The organism is Ignatzschineria rhizosphaerae (assembly GCF_022655595.1).
Classification (GTDB): Bacteria; Pseudomonadota; Gammaproteobacteria; order Cardiobacteriales; family Wohlfahrtiimonadaceae; genus Ignatzschineria; species Ignatzschineria rhizosphaerae.
Map to the genome: position 1 here is coordinate 2,899,431 of NZ_CP093379.1, position 14,681 is coordinate 2,914,111.

The following is a 14,681-nucleotide window of genomic DNA, read 5'->3' on the forward strand; positions in this document are numbered from 1 at the left end:
GATGTTATTTAAGATATTGTTTTACATCTTTGCGCTCATCACGATCTATTCAGCGATTCGTGTCGTTAGTGCAAAAAATACGATGACATCAGTGCTGCATCTAGTTCTGATCTTTGTCATGGTGAGCTGCTGCTGGTTGTTATTGCAAGCAGAGTTCCTCGCACTTTCGTTGATTATTATCTACTGCGGTGCCGTAATGGTCTTCTTCTTGTTTGCCGTGATGATGCTTGATGTTCCTCACGATATGCTCAAAGAAGGATTCGTGAAGTTTTTACCACTAGCATTTTTAGTGGGCGTTGTTTTTATTGCTGAGATCTTAATTGTGATTTTAGGCGGTGATAGTTTTATCGCGAATAAATTTGCACTAGAAGGCGGCGTTGAAACAATTCGCGCAGGTAGTGAGTTAACGAATGCGCAAGAACTTGGCGTGCTTCTTTACACTGAGTATATTTATGCATTTGAAGCAACAGCACTCATTTTATTAGTTGCCATGATTGCCGCAATTGCTTTAACGCGTCGTATTGGACCTCTTCGTCGTAAAGACGTTCCGGTGGGTTGGCAGATTAAAGCTGATCCGACAAAACGTGTGCGTATGGTGAAGATGGATTCTGCGGTATTAGCACCAGCTCCTGTAAAGGAAACGAGTGAAGATGCCGAGACAGCAGAGGAGGAGAAGTAGAAATGAATTTAGTCATTGATGATTATATTATTCTCTCAACGATTCTTTTTGGAATCAGTACAGCGGGAATATTCATTAATCGTAGAAACTTAATTGTGCTCTTAATGTGTATTGAGCTAATGCTTTTAGCAAGTAGTACACTTTTCGTAGCGTTCTCTCAGTTCTCTGGCGATTTACACGGGCAGATCTTTGTTTTCTTTACGCTAGCTGTAGCAGCGGCGGAAGCAGCCATTGGTCTTGCAATCTTAGTGTTAGTATTTAGAAACCGCGGTAGCATCAATGTTGATGAAATCACGGAATTGAGAGGCTAGTACAATGGAATTTAAATATATTTATCTTTTAATTGTCTTATTGCCCCTCTTTGGATCAGCAATCTCAGGCCTATTTTGCCGAGTGATTAATGAAAAAGTGGCGCATACCGTTACAATTACGTTTGTAGCGATTGCGGCAGTTCTTTCAGGCTATGTATTAATCGAGCATATGAACGGTAATGCACCGATCTTTGACGAGAACCTCTATACGTGGATGAATACAGGCGCACTTAGTGTTGGTGTGGGATTCATGGTCGATAATTTAACGGCAATGATGATGGTGGTGATTACATCGGTTTCAACGATGGTTCACGTTTATTCAATTGGTTATATGAAAGGGGATCCTGGGTATAACAGATTCTTTAGTTATATCTCGCTCTTTACCTTCTCGATGTTGATGCTTGTGATGTCTAATAACTTCATGCAGCTCTTCTTCGGTTGGGAAGCGGTAGGTCTTGTGTCATATCTCTTAATTGGTTTCTGGTTTAAAAAGCCAACTGCAACTTATGCAAACATGAAAGCATTCTTAGTGAACCGTGTGGGTGACTTTGGATTCTTAATTGGTATTGCATGTGTGGCTTACATGACGAGCTCATTAACCTATACAGAAGCCTTTGAAAGATTAGGGGATGCGCCGGCAACGATTTCGTTCTTAGGAACGCAGTGGAATATCATGACCTTTGCGGCTGTATTCCTCTTTATCGGAGCAATGGGTAAATCAGCACAGGTTCCACTTCATGTCTGGTTACCAGATTCGATGGAAGGTCCAACGCCAATCTCAGCATTGATTCACGCGGCAACGATGGTTACTGCCGGGATCTTCATGGTTGCGCGTATGTCGCCTATTTATGAATTATCACCAGCGGCATTGTCAATGGTAATAATTCTGGGAGCGACAACAGCGCTCTTTATGGGAGTATTGGGCCTTTTCCAAAACGATATCAAACGTGTTATTGCTTACTCAACAATCTCGCAATTAGGGTATATGACTGTGGCACTAGGTGCTTCAACATACTCCTTAGCGGCGTTCCACTTAACAACTCATGCATTCTTTAAAGCACTTTTATTCTTAGGTGCAGGTTCTGTGATTATCGGAATGAGTCACGTACAAGATATGCGTTATATGGGTGGGCTTCGTAAGAAGATGCCAATTACTTGGATCACAACGTTAATTGGTTCACTTGCACTTGTGGGAATGCCATTCTTCTCGGGTTACTACTCGAAAGAGGGAATCATCATGGCGCTGGGTAACAGTACGGTTGTTGGTACAGGTTATGCCACATTAGCGCTTGAGATTGGGGTATTCTTAACGGCACTTTATACCTTTAGAATGTACTTCTTAGTATTCCATGGTAAGGCGCGTTATACCGTTGATGAGTCTTTAGGACATGATCATCACAGTGAAGATGAAAGCGTTCTTCCAGAAGAGCCAAAAGAATCTCCTTGGGTTGTGACACTACCACTTATTCTCCTTGCGATTCCTTCGGTAATCCTTGGTTGGTATATGGCACCAATGATGATTGAAAATACGTTCTTAGCGGATTCTGTCTTTATCAATGATGTTGTCAATCCTGCAACGCAAATGATGAAAAACAGCTTCCATGGCTCGTTAGAGATGACGAAAGAAGCCTTAACAGCACCGGCATTCTACTTAACATTAGCGGGAATTGCGGTGGCTTGGTATAGCTTCTTGATTCAACCAAAAGTGGCAACAAAAGGCCGCGAAATCCTTGAGAAAACTGGACTCTATAAGGTGTTTGAAAACAAATACTACCTAGATGATTTTAATCAGAAATTTATCGCAAATGGAGCTGTGGGCCTTGGCCGCTTCTTCTGGACGAAAATTGATGATGCAATCATCGATCGAGGCATCGTATTTGGATCAGCGCGTGTGGCATCTTGCGTAGGTGCGAGCATCCGCCGTATTCAAACGGGGTACATCTACCACGCAGCATTTATCATGGTAGTTGGTCTATTAGCACTTATGACATGGGTCGTATTTTTTAACTAGGAATATAAAATGGCAGATACAATGCAAATCTCTTGGTTAAGTTTAGTCATTTGGCTTCCGATTATCGGAGGACTCATCGTTCTCGCTGTTGGCAACGAGCCAACGCGAGTCCGTTGGATGTCGCTCGCCTTTGCTATTCTTAGCTTTATTATTTCGTTACCGCTTATTCTTGGCTTTAGCCCTGATGCAAGCGGTATGCAATTTGTGGAACAGATTGTTTGGAGCAGTGAGCTTGGAATCAGTTATCACTTAGGTATTGATGGATTCTCCATGCCGTTTATTGTCCTGACAACTTTCGTTACAATCTTGGTTGTAATCGCAGGTTGGGAGATTATTAAGGATCGTCCGCATCAATATTTTGCGGCATTCTTAATTCTTGAAGGATTGATGAATGGTATTTTTGCTTCAGTCGATGGAATTCTTTTCTATGTCTTCTTCGAAGCGATGCTCATTCCAATGTTCTTAATTATCGGTGTTTGGGGAGGCCCTGGTCGTATTACTGCGGCACTGAAGTTCTTCCTTTACACGTTCTTAGGATCAATCTTTTTACTGGTTGCGCTTATTTATCTCTATTTCCAAGCGGGTGACTTCAACATCTTAGGATTCCAAAATCTTGAGCTTGCAGAAAGCACGCAGAAATGGCTCTTCTTCGCATTCCTTGCTGGATTTGCGGTGAAAGTGCCGATGTTTCCTGTACATACTTGGTTACCTTCAGCGCACGTTGAGGCGCCAACAGGCGGTTCTGTGATCTTAGCAGCGATTACGCTGAAGATTGGTGGATATGGATTTGTTCGCTTTATTCTTCCAATTGCACCATTAGGGGCATCTGCTTATTCTTGGTTAATCGTAGCGTTAAGTGTGATTGCAATTTTATATATTGCACTTGTAGCACTTGTTCAACGTGATATGAAGAAAATGATCGCATACTCATCAATCTCACATATGGGATTTGTGACGCTTGCATTTATCCTTCCTGTAGCAATGCTTGGCGGCGGATCCCTTGATCCTGAAGCGATGCAAATGGCGCTTCAAGGGGGGATGATGCAGATGATCTCTCACGGGCTTATCTCATCAGGAATGTTCCTCTGTATTGGGGTGCTTTATGATCGTATTCATTCACGTGAAATCGCAGATTATGGTGGTGTGATTAACTCAATGCCAATCTTTGGTGCATTCTTTATCTTCTTTGCAATGGCAAACTCAGGATTACCAGGAACTTCAGGGTTCATTGGGGAATTCTGGACGATCCTTGCAAGCTTCCATTATTCTGTTTATATCGCGATTTTAGTAGCGTTATCACTGATCTTAAGTGCGGCTTACAACCTCTGGTTAACAAAGCGTGTGATCTTAGGGGATATCGTTCATGATCACGTGAAACAGATGAAAGATATCAATGGGCGTGAGTGGTTCTTATTAGGTTCATTAGCTGTTCTTGTCATCCTCTTAGGGGTATGGCCAGATCCGATTGCAAACTTAATGCAATCGACAATTGATGGACTGATTACTCACTTAACAGGACAATTCTAAGGGAAGTTAAAATGATGGAATTAAATTTTACCGATCTGCTTGTAGCTCTTCCTGAGATCTTTTTAATGAGTATGATCGTGATTATCTTGTTATATGAGAGCTTAAATAAGAATGCAAAGCAGTCAATGCTCTATACGTTAAGTCTTATTGCGCTCTTTGGAACAGCTGTATTAGGCTTATTCCAATATAACTATGATGTCACAGAGGGTGTGATTGCGAGTAATTTCTTCTGGTATGGAGAAATTATCTATAACCCATTAATTACATTGATTAAAGTGTTCATGGTGTTGATCGTGGCATTTGGTCTTGTATATGGTTATTCACGTCTTAATGAGAATGATATCGCAAACGCTGAGTACTATGTTCTTGTACTTTTAAGTACATTAGGAATGTTAGTGCTTGTTGCGGCGGGTAGTGTTTTAACGGTTTATGTTGGTTTAGAATTAATGTCTTTACCAATGTATGGTTTAGTTGCACTTAACCGTCGTAGTAATAAAGGCTCAGAAGCTGCAATGAAGTATTTTGTGATGGGAGCGATGTCTTCAGGAATCCTTCTTTTTGGTATGGCACTGCTTTATGGTGCAACCGGATCATTACAAATTATCGATATCAGAGAAGTGATTGCAGGTGGTATGACTGATAGCCAATCTCGTTTAATCCTTTTCTCAGCAGTTTTCTTAATTGTGGGAACCGTGTTTAAATTAGGTGGTGCGCCATTCCATAGCTGGGTACCTGATGTATACGAAGGTGCTCCGGCGCCTGTTGCAATGTATATCGGGGCAGCGCCAAAAATTGCAGCCTTTATGATGGGGGTAATTATTCTTTTAGGCGGTCTTCTTGAGTTTGCGGATAAATGGCAGCCATTTGTGATTGCGATTGCGATAATCTCATTTGTGATTGGTAACTTAGTAGCGCTTAAACAAGAGAATATCCGCCGTATGCTCGGTTATTCAGCGGTATCTCATGCAGGTTTCATTTTGCTAGGTCTACTCATTGCGGATACAAGTTATGATGCATTAGGTGCGGGTCTTTTCTATGCAATTACTTATGCCATGACAACAACTGCAGCTTTCGGTTTCTTACTATCAGTAAAAATTAATGGTAAAGAGATTCAAGCAATTGATGATTTGAAAGGCTTTGCTAAAAAGCATGCTTGGTACGGTATTTTGATGGCAGCAGTAATGTTGTCGATGGGCGGTATTCCTTTCTTCGTAGGCTTCTATGCAAAATTCGTTGTGCTTAGAGCCGCATTTGAGGCAGGATATCTCTATACCGTTATTATCGCGCTTCTCATGTCAGTGATTGGTCTTTACTACTACTTACGTGTTATCAAAGTAATGTTCTTTGATGAAGAAGTTACGGGTAAAGAGTTAACAATCGAAGCAAATGGCATGAGCCAAGTATTCTTTAATATCAATACAATTTTATTAGTGGTATTAGGTCTTTCACCATCACTTTTATTAATGTTTTTGAATTAAGTATAAGGCTGAGTTTCTACTAGTTATTGGGTAGATCTCCTTTCAAAAGAGCGCAGTGTTAACACTAGCGCTCTTTTTTATTGCCAGCAATAATAGGTGAGCTTTCCTTGATCGAAATAATTACAAAATGAATTATTCATAGTTTTAAAAGAATAACCTTATATTCAGAGCTTGAAATCTCCGGCGATGAATCGCTATTGAGGATCTGATAACATAGTCATTATTATTAAGGAATAAATCATGAGGGATATTATGCAAACGATTACGATTGGAGTGGTGTCTGTTTCAGATAGGGCGAGTCAGGGGATTTATGAAGATGAAGGAATTCCACATCTAAAGGCATGGCTCACTTCGGCGATTCAAAATCCAATAATCTTTCATGAACGTCTGATTGCAGATGAGCAGGCAGAGATTGAAGCGACATTGACGGCATTAGTCGATCATGAAGCGTGTGATCTGATTTTAACCACAGGCGGAACAGGGCCAACGAAACGAGATGTTACGCCGGATGCGACGTTAGCAATCGCAGATAAGGAGATGCCGGGATTTGGTGAACAGATGCGTCAAGTAAGTCTCTATTTTGTTCCTACTGCAATTTTATCAAGACAAGTAGCGGTTATTCGTAATGAGACATTGATCGTCAATTTGCCAGGTCGCCCGCGTGCGATTGAGGAGACATTAGCAGGTGTTAAAGATTCTGAAGGCAAGGTGGTTGTAAACGGTATTTTTTCAGCTATTCCTTATTGCTTAGATCTTATTGGCGCTGCGTATATTGAAGTTAATGAATCTATCGCAACCGCATTTAGACCAAAGAAAAAGTAGTGATATATCTTAAGCGTCATATTTTTATTCTATCTTGATCTTGTGTCAGCTCTGAGATACTTATTGTCGATTGGGTTTAATAAATACTCTTTTAAAAGTAAAACGCTGTCGTATATGAATCAAACAAGCTTGCACGATGTCAGGTAGCATGATTCTTTCGCTTCTCACCGATGCGCCGGCAATCTGATTCAGCCACTTTTTAACTGATATTGCTATAAAAGATAAGGGATGTTATTAATAAGGAAATTTGAAAAAGAGAAAAGCCACCTATAAGTGAACAGCACCCCAAAAGTTGGACACAACTTTGGGGTGTTTTTATATGACTAAATATTCTTTTGATTTTAAATTACAAGTAATTCAGTTTTATCTTGATAATCATGGTTATCAAGCGACTGCTCGCTACTTTAATGTGGAATGCACAACTGTCCGTAAGTGGGTGAAAGCTTATCAGTATCATGGGGCTGAAGGTATAAAACCCAGAACTTCTAAACTTAACTATACGGCTGAATTTAAGCTACATGTTGTAACTTACATGACATTAAATAACCTTTCTATCCGAGAGACTGCTGCATATTTTAATATTCCTGCATTTACTTCTGTATTAGAATGGAAATCTCTCTTTAAAATTGGTGGTTTAGATGCGCTTAAACCACGCCAGAAAGGTCGACCTAATATAATGAAACGTCCCAAAAAGCCAGATAATAGAACAGAGCAGGAAAAGTTGATTGATGAATTAACCGCTGAACTTCTCTATCTCCGTGCGGAGAATGATGTCTTAAAAAAGTATCAAGAGTTGGAAGAGAGGGAGGAACAGCGAAGGCTCAAACTGAAACAATCGAGGAGTTAAAAGGGAAGCATCCTTTAACACTCCTACTTAAAGTGAGCCATCTTGCGAGAAGTAGTTATTATTATCATCGAAAGTCACTCTTCTCTGCTGATCCGGAAAGTGATCTTAAAGCGAAAATATTGTCAATTTATCATGAGAACAAGGGGCGTTATGGCTATCGCAGAATTACAGCAATACTAAGGCGAGAGTTCATCATTAACCATAAGAAAGTCCAGAGGCTAATGAAACAGTTGAACCTAAAATCTTTGATTCGTCCAAAGAAATATCGTTCTTATAAAGGCCAGATTGGAAGAGTCGCTAAGAATCTTTTACAACGTCAATTTACAGCAAGCAAGCCTAATCAAAAATGGGTAACAGATGTTACAGAGTTCAAAGTCAATGGGGAGAAACTCTATTTATCTCCGATTCTAGATCTCTATAATCAAGAAGTTATTAGTTATGAAATTACAAAAAGACCAAAATATGAATTAGTCGAACGGATGTTGGAGAAAGCCTTAACATACTTACAAAGTAGTAAGAGAGGTCGAGAAAAGCTGATCCTTCATTCAGATCAAGGTTGGCAATATCAAATGGCTCAGTATCAACAAAACCTAAAGAAAAACAATATTAAACAGAGTATGTCCCGTAAAGGTAATTGCTATGATAATGCTGTCATAGAGAACTTTTTTGGGATATTAAAATCAGAATTTTTTTACACACAACGGTTTGAATCAGTAGATCATCTTCAAACAGAGCTGCACAAATATATTGATTATTACAATCACAAACGAATTAAGCTTAAATTAAAAGGACTAAGTCCAATAGAATATCGAACTCAGTCCTTGTCTTTATAATTTTAAACTGTCCAACTTTATGGGGTCACTTCATAAGCGGTGGCTTTTCTAATTCTATTAAAATATTAAACTAAGATTAAAGCTAGTAGTAGCAATCAATAGTTGTCCATTCTGTAATTATGCCATTATTGTCAGTCTTGAAGGTTTCTTCGCAGATTGTTTCAACAAATGGTGTGAAGAAGCCATCTCCCGCCGTTTGGTAAGATCTCCAAGTATAGAAGTTTCCAAGACGACCTTTATTCGTGCCATTTGGCTTATCGATAGCTTCGATACGCTCTTCAATATGTTTTCCAATCCATTGATCTCGCGTTGCTTTAAATTGTTCAATCGCACTATGATCATTCGTTGCAATATTTTCTTGTTCTACAATGTTTGTACTATTAACACAACCGGCAAGAAGGAGTGGGAGTAACCCAAATAATAGTTTTTTCATAACAAATCAATTACCTTTATATTGAGAGCGATTAGGGTCTGATGAATGGTTTTATACAGGATAAGGTCTCTTTTCCTAAAGTAAGTATAGGCATCAATCCCAAACTAATTCTAATCGTTTGTACATTAGTGCATCAATTTTAGCATTATTCTATTCATTTTTTTATTTTATTATCAATGCTCTTTTTTAGGAAGCTTTTAGTTGGAAAATTGTATTGCAGTTAATTTCGTTTAAGTAAAGTTGCTTTAAAAATAAAGGAGCATAGCTTATGTATCAAGCGAGTTTGCACGATGCTAGATGGAATGACTCTTGCTCTTCTGATAATCGGCGCACCGGCAATCTTATTCAAAGATTTTTAAACTGATTTTACGATAAAAAGTGGTGTTAGAGATAGATCTGAATATTTTAAGAACCCTATAAAAAAAGAGTGAGGCAATTAATCCTCACTCTTTAGTTTTCTCTTTTGGAAAGATTGACGACTCTCCAAATTTAATAAGATTTAAGTTCTTAAAATCTTATTTTAATTGTTCCATAACTTCTGCTGCGAAGTCTGATTCAACAATCTCAACACCTTCACCAAGCTCTAAACGAACAAAGCTGTTCACTTTTGCTGATTCAGATTTAAGAAGTTTTTCAATTGTCATGTCAGGATCTTTAACGAATGCTTGACCTACGAGTGTTACTTCTTCGAGATATTTACGAATACGGCCTTCGATCATTTTTTCTTGGATATCAGCAGGGCGGCCTGATTCTTGTGCTTGTGCTGTGAAGATATCGCGCTCTTTTTGTAAAAGATCAGCAGGAACACCTGTTGCGTCTACACATACAGGGTTTGATGCCGCAATGTGCATTGCGATGTCACGTGGAAGATCAGCATTTCCGCCTTCAACATCTACGAGAGCAGCAATACGGATACCATGAGCATAAGCACCGATTGTGCCATTTGCATGAACGCCAGCTACACGGCGAACAGTGATGTTCTCACCAATTTTAACGATAAGGTTTTTACGCACTTCTTCAAGAGTTGCGCCATCAATTGTGATGTCAGCCATATCATCAATGTTTGTTGCTTTTTTCTCAAATGCAAGATCTGCAACTTTGTTTGAGAAGTCGATGAAGTCTTGGTTTTTAGTAACGAAGTCTGTTTCACAGTTTACTTCTACGATTACCCCAAATTTGTCATCGTTACGAATTAAGAGAACGCCTTCTGCTGCTGCACGATCTGCTTTTTTGTCAGCTTTCGCTTGACCACTTTTACGCATGAGTTCGATTGCTGCTTCGATGTCGCCGTTAGTTTCGCTAAGTGCTTTCTTACATTCCATCATCCCTGAACCAGTACGTTCACGGAGTTCTTTTACCATAGCTGCTGTAATTGTCGCCATTATAAATACCTTAATAAATGAAAAGTTAATCGGAAATTAATGATAAAGATGAGCGCTCAAAAGAGTTTGAGCGCTCAGCCTTTGCTCTTATTCAGCTGCTGCTTCTACTTCAGCAACTTCCACGAATTGATCTTTTTCTTGAAGATCTTGTGAAATAAGTTGTGCATTTGAACCACGGCCTTCGATAACCGCGTCAGCTGCAGCTGTTGCATAAAGTTGAATTGCGCGAATAGCGTCATCGTTACCAGGGATAACATAATCAATGTTTTCTGGTGAGCTGTTTGTATCAACAACACCGATTACTGGAATACCCATTTTTTTCGCTTCTGCTACTGCGTTGCTCTCATAGCCAACGTCAATGATGAAGATTGCATCAGGAATATTAGGCATTTCTTTAATACCGCCAAGGCTTTTTTCGAGTTTAGCTACTTCACGCTCTAATAAAATGCCTTCTTTTTTCGTCAAGCGCTCGATTGAACCGTCTGCTTGCATATCTTCGATTTCACGAAGACGACGAATAGAGTTACGAACAGTTTTAAAGTTAGTAAGCATACCACCTAACCAGCGATGGTTAACGTATGGCATACCAGCACGTTGTGCTTGTTCAGTGATGATGTCAGATGCTGCGCGTTTTGTACCAACGAAAAGGATGCGACCATTTTGTGATGCAACTTTAGAGATAAAGTTCATCGCGTCATTGAACATTGGAAGAGTTTCTTCTAAGTTAATGATATGAATCTTAGAACGTGAACCAAAGATGAAAGGTTTCATTTTTGGATCCCAGAAACGTGTTTGGTGACCGAAATGTACGCCCGCTTCGAGCATGTCGCGCATAGATACTTGTGACATAAATTTTCCTTTAAATATTTAGGGTTAAGCCTCCAGATTTTCCTTAAGCGTAACTTCAACAATAAAAATTGAGAAGCACCCCCGCCTAGGAGTGAGCATCTGTGAGTAGTTTAAGTTAATAGGTAAACAGAGAATCTGCCTACAGTTTGATGCCAGCCTAGTTCCACTGTAAGATTCCCTTAAAAAGTGAATTGATTACAAAACAACCAAAATGACAAGCCCTACATTATAGTCTTAAAACTTGATTTAAGCTAGTGAATTAAAATAATAAAGACAGAGTAAAAGGTGCGATTATGTTATAATTTTGTCGATATAAATTTAAGATTTAGGACAGAACAATGACTTATAAAAATGATCGTTTTATTCGTGCCCTTTTAAAAGAAGAAGTAGACAGAACCCCAGTATGGATGATGCGTCAGGCCGGGCGTTATCTACCAGAATATCGCCGAGTACGTGCGCAAGCTGGGGATTTTATGGCGCTTTGCCGTAATGCAGAATTAGCCTGTGAAGTAACGCTTCAACCCATTGATCGTTTTGGTTTTGATGCGGCGATTTTATTTTCAGATATTTTAACGATTCCAGATGCAATGGGCTTAGGGTTAAGCTTTGTACCTGGTAAAGGTCCTGTATTTGAAACGCCGATTACAGACCCCGCGCAAGTGGCAAAGCTTCCTATTGTCGATGTTGAAGATGAGCTTGGCTATGTGATGAATGCGGTATCTACAATTCGTAAAGCACTTAAAAATGAAGTGCCCTTGATTGGATTTACAGGTAGCCCATGGACATTAGCCACTTATATGATTGAAGGTGGTGGCAGTAAAGATTTTGGCAAGGTGCGTGGGTTTATGTATGAGCACCCTCAAGCGATGCATCTTTTACTAGATAAGCTTTCTGATGTTGTGATTGATTATCTTAACGCACAGATTAAAAATGGTGCTGCTGCGGTTCAAATTTTTGATACATGGGGCGGCATTCTTTCTAAAGAGCATTATCAAGAATTCTCTCTTCGTTATATGGAGAAGATCTTAAAAGGCTTAATTACAGAATATGATGGGCAAAAAATCCCTAGCATCGTATTTACCAAAAATGGTGGCATGTGGCTTAAAGAGCAAGCGGCTATCGGCGCTAATGGCTTAGGTTTAGACTGGATGACAGATATTGCTGAAGCTAAAGCGCTCGTCGGTAAGAAGGTTGTTCTGCAAGGAAATATGGATCCTGGCGTTCTTTACTCGACTCCTGAAGTCGTTCGCGAGAATGTGAAGAAAGTGCTTGCCGGCTTTGGTAAGGTGGCAAGTGATGAAGGTCATATTTTCAATTTAGGTCATGGTATTCACCCAGGGATTGATCCTGAAAATGTGAAGGCGATGGTTGAAGCAATTCATGAGTTTAGCCCTGCGTATCACTAAGGATTAACCCATGAATAGCAATCCTCCTGAGATTTTATCTTGCGGAGCAGTGATTGTTCGTTGGGATCGAGGGGAGTTTCGTTATCTATTATTAAAGGCCTATAATTTTTGGGATTTTCCAAAAGGGCAGATTGAGAAAGGTGAAACTCCATTAGATACAACCCTTCGAGAGGTAGAAGAAGAGACAACAATCCGGGATCTTATTTTTCCATGGGGGCTTGATTATTTTGAGACGGCTCCCTATTTTCGTGGGAAGAAAGTAGCGCGTTACTATATTGCTGAAACAAAACGTCGAGGCATTCGCTTGCCAATTAATCCAGAGCTTGGAAGACCTGAGCATAGTGAGTGGGCATGGGTGACAAGAACAGAAGCATTAAGACGAGTAACGCCAAGGGTACAAGAGGTGATTTTTTGGTCAGATACGTATTTGGCTTATGATCGCCGTGTGGGTGGTTAGTTTTAATTCTAAAGATAGTGAAGGGATGAAGGAGTGTCATGAAGCAATTAGATAATATTCTGTTTGTCTGTGCGGATGAGGCATTTCATCAAAAGTTATCTGAAATATTTAAGCCTGAAATTTATCAATTAACAACAGATGTTGATGATGCATTCGCTTTAATAGCCGCAGGATATCTTCCTGATTTAATTGTTGTAGATCTTGTCTTGCCAAAGTTAACAGGGGCAGAGACGTTAGATCAACTACAAAAAAAATTACTTCCTAAAGCAATTCCCGGCATTATTATGACTAATAATGATCGCTTAGTGCTCTATTCTTTGGCAAGAATACCGGAATTGTTGGGTGTGATGAGTAAAAAAGGAGAATCTATTTTACTCTATGAGCGCATTAAGAAGTTATGGGATGATTATCAAACTTTATTGGTCGATGGCGAACCGATGAAATCGATTTTAAATCCTAAGTAGGAATGGTTAGATTCCAAGAAGATAGCAATCAACTTAAGACAAGATAAAATCATGTTAAAGATGAGCCTTAAAGCTCATGAAGATATGAATATTAAAAGCACTGAGTATATTAAATCAGTGCTTTTTTATTTGCTTAGGACAATGTGTTATATCTATAAGAGGCAATAAAAAAAATATAGTAAAATCGGTTTAAATGTTATTGAACCCAATAATTGCCGGCATATCGGTTATAAGAAGCGAAAGAGTCGTTCTATTTGGCAGTCTGCAAGTAGGTTTGATTCATCCGCTGCTGCATTTTTACTATTTAAAATAGGGTTTCTTAAACTGAATCGACTATAAAATCATCACGGAACATTAGGGGCGCATAAATGAAAGTAGCATTAGGGCAATTTAAGGTGGTTGCAAATTGGCAAGAAAATGCCGATCGTTGTATTGAGTTTATGAATGAAGCTGAAGCAAATGGTGCAAAGTTATTACTCTTGCCAGAAGCTGTACTAGCAAGAGATATAACAGATCCAATGGCAATTTTAACATCCGCTCAGGCATTAGATGGGCCTTTTATGACGCAGATATTAAAGGCAAGTCGTCAGCAAGCTTTAACAACTATTTTTACGGTTAATGTTCCTGCAAGCGAAGGAAAAGTTTTTAATGCTTTAGTGGTGATTAAAGGCGGTGAAATCATTGCTCGTTACGATAAACTTCATCTATATGATGCTTTTTCCGTGCAAGAGTCATTAACGGTAAGTCCTGGAACAAAGATTCCAGAATTAGTTGAAGTTGAGGGATTTAAAATTGGTTTAATGACCTGTTATGATCTGCGTTTCCCTGAGCTTGCAAGAAGTTTGGCATTACAAGGCGCTGATTTATTTGTCGCACCTTCAGCGTGGGTAAAAGGGGCGCAGAAAGAGCATCATTGGCAAGTTTTAACAACTGCAAGAGCGCTTGAAAATACTTGCTATATGTTGGCTGTGAGTGAGTGCGGACCCATTAATATCGGCAATAGTTTGGTAGTAGATCCATTGGGAGTTGTGATTGCTCAAATGTCTGAAATGCCAGGATTGCTTTTTGCAGAGATTGATCAAGAGCGCTTAGCAATGGCAAGAAAGCAATTGCCCGTATTACAAAACAGCCGTTTTGCAGCGCCTGTTCTTCAATAGAATAATCACTATCAAGACTTTTACA

The 14,681-nt window shown here is 39.5% G+C and carries 13 protein-coding genes and 1 pseudogene; 11 read left to right on the top strand and 3 right to left on the bottom strand.

Going from position 1 to position 14,681, the window contains the following annotated elements; translation table 11 throughout:
- Position 1: 1 nt before the first annotated feature.
- The 7 genes and pseudogenes from MMG00_RS13335 (at position 2) to MMG00_RS13365 (ending at position 8,508) form a co-directional block, all read left to right on the top strand.
- A complete protein-coding gene (locus MMG00_RS13335) occupies positions 2–679 on the top strand; it encodes an NADH-quinone oxidoreductase subunit J (RefSeq protein WP_242149166.1) in 678 nt (225 codons plus the stop codon).
- A 2-nt stretch (positions 680–681) separates the two neighbouring features.
- Positions 682–990: an NADH-quinone oxidoreductase subunit NuoK gene (gene nuoK / locus MMG00_RS13340; RefSeq protein WP_242149168.1), complete on the top strand. Its 309-nt coding sequence runs from the start codon at positions 682–684 to the stop codon at positions 988–990.
- 4 nt (positions 991–994) lie between these two features.
- The gene (gene nuoL, locus MMG00_RS13345; protein WP_242149170.1) at positions 995–3,001 is read left to right on the top strand and encodes an NADH-quinone oxidoreductase subunit L; all 2,007 of its coding nucleotides are present in this window, start codon (positions 995–997) and stop codon (positions 2,999–3,001) included.
- Positions 3,002–3,010: 9 nt separating this feature from the next.
- On the top strand, positions 3,011–4,528 hold the full coding sequence (locus MMG00_RS13350; RefSeq protein ID WP_242149172.1) for an NADH-quinone oxidoreductase subunit M: 1,518 nt from the start codon (positions 3,011–3,013) through the stop codon (positions 4,526–4,528).
- Between the two features lie 11 nt (positions 4,529–4,539).
- Positions 4,540–6,006: an NADH-quinone oxidoreductase subunit N gene (locus MMG00_RS13355; RefSeq protein ID WP_242149175.1), complete on the top strand. Its 1,467-nt coding sequence runs from the start codon at positions 4,540–4,542 to the stop codon at positions 6,004–6,006.
- Positions 6,007–6,246: 240 nt separating this feature from the next.
- Positions 6,247–6,828: a molybdopterin adenylyltransferase gene (gene mog, locus MMG00_RS13360; protein WP_242149177.1), complete on the top strand. Its 582-nt coding sequence runs from the start codon at positions 6,247–6,249 to the stop codon at positions 6,826–6,828.
- 319 nt (positions 6,829–7,147) lie between these two features.
- Positions 7,148–8,508 (top strand): annotated as a pseudogene (locus MMG00_RS13365) (IS3 family transposase).
- 82 nt (positions 8,509–8,590) lie between these two features.
- Here MMG00_RS13365 and MMG00_RS13370 read toward each other — a convergent pair.
- From MMG00_RS13370 to rpsB, 3 genes are all read right to left on the bottom strand, one after another.
- Positions 8,591–8,941 carry a hypothetical protein gene (locus MMG00_RS13370; RefSeq protein ID WP_242149181.1) on the bottom strand — a complete coding sequence of 117 codons (351 nt, stop codon included), beginning with the start codon at positions 8,939–8,941 and terminating at the stop codon, positions 8,591–8,593.
- Between the two features lie 515 nt (positions 8,942–9,456).
- Positions 9,457–10,323 (bottom strand): translation elongation factor Ts, encoded by an 867-nt coding sequence (gene tsf, locus MMG00_RS13375; protein ID WP_242149183.1) that lies wholly within the window; start codon positions 10,321–10,323, stop codon positions 9,457–9,459.
- A gap of 87 nt (positions 10,324–10,410) precedes the next feature.
- On the bottom strand, positions 10,411–11,172 hold the full coding sequence (rpsB, locus tag MMG00_RS13380; protein ID WP_242149186.1) for a 30S ribosomal protein S2: 762 nt from the start codon (positions 11,170–11,172) through the stop codon (positions 10,411–10,413).
- A 338-nt stretch (positions 11,173–11,510) separates the two neighbouring features.
- On the opposite strand from rpsB, the gene hemE reads away from it, so the two are divergent.
- The 4 genes from hemE to MMG00_RS13400 all read left to right on the top strand — a co-directional run bounded on the left by hemE (position 11,511) and on the right by MMG00_RS13400 (position 14,656).
- On the top strand, positions 11,511–12,578 hold the full coding sequence (gene hemE / locus MMG00_RS13385) for a uroporphyrinogen decarboxylase (RefSeq protein WP_242149188.1): 1,068 nt from the start codon (positions 11,511–11,513) through the stop codon (positions 12,576–12,578).
- A 10-nt stretch (positions 12,579–12,588) separates the two neighbouring features.
- Positions 12,589–13,035, top strand: a complete 447-nt coding sequence (locus tag MMG00_RS13390) for an NUDIX domain-containing protein (protein ID WP_242149189.1) — start codon at positions 12,589–12,591, stop codon at positions 13,033–13,035.
- A gap of 38 nt (positions 13,036–13,073) precedes the next feature.
- Positions 13,074–13,499: a response regulator gene (locus MMG00_RS13395; protein WP_242149190.1), complete on the top strand. Its 426-nt coding sequence runs from the start codon at positions 13,074–13,076 to the stop codon at positions 13,497–13,499.
- A 368-nt stretch (positions 13,500–13,867) separates the two neighbouring features.
- Positions 13,868–14,656, top strand: coding sequence for a deaminated glutathione amidase (locus tag MMG00_RS13400; protein WP_242149191.1), 789 nt, complete (start codon positions 13,868–13,870; stop codon positions 14,654–14,656).
- The last annotated feature ends 25 nt before the right edge of the window (positions 14,657–14,681 follow it).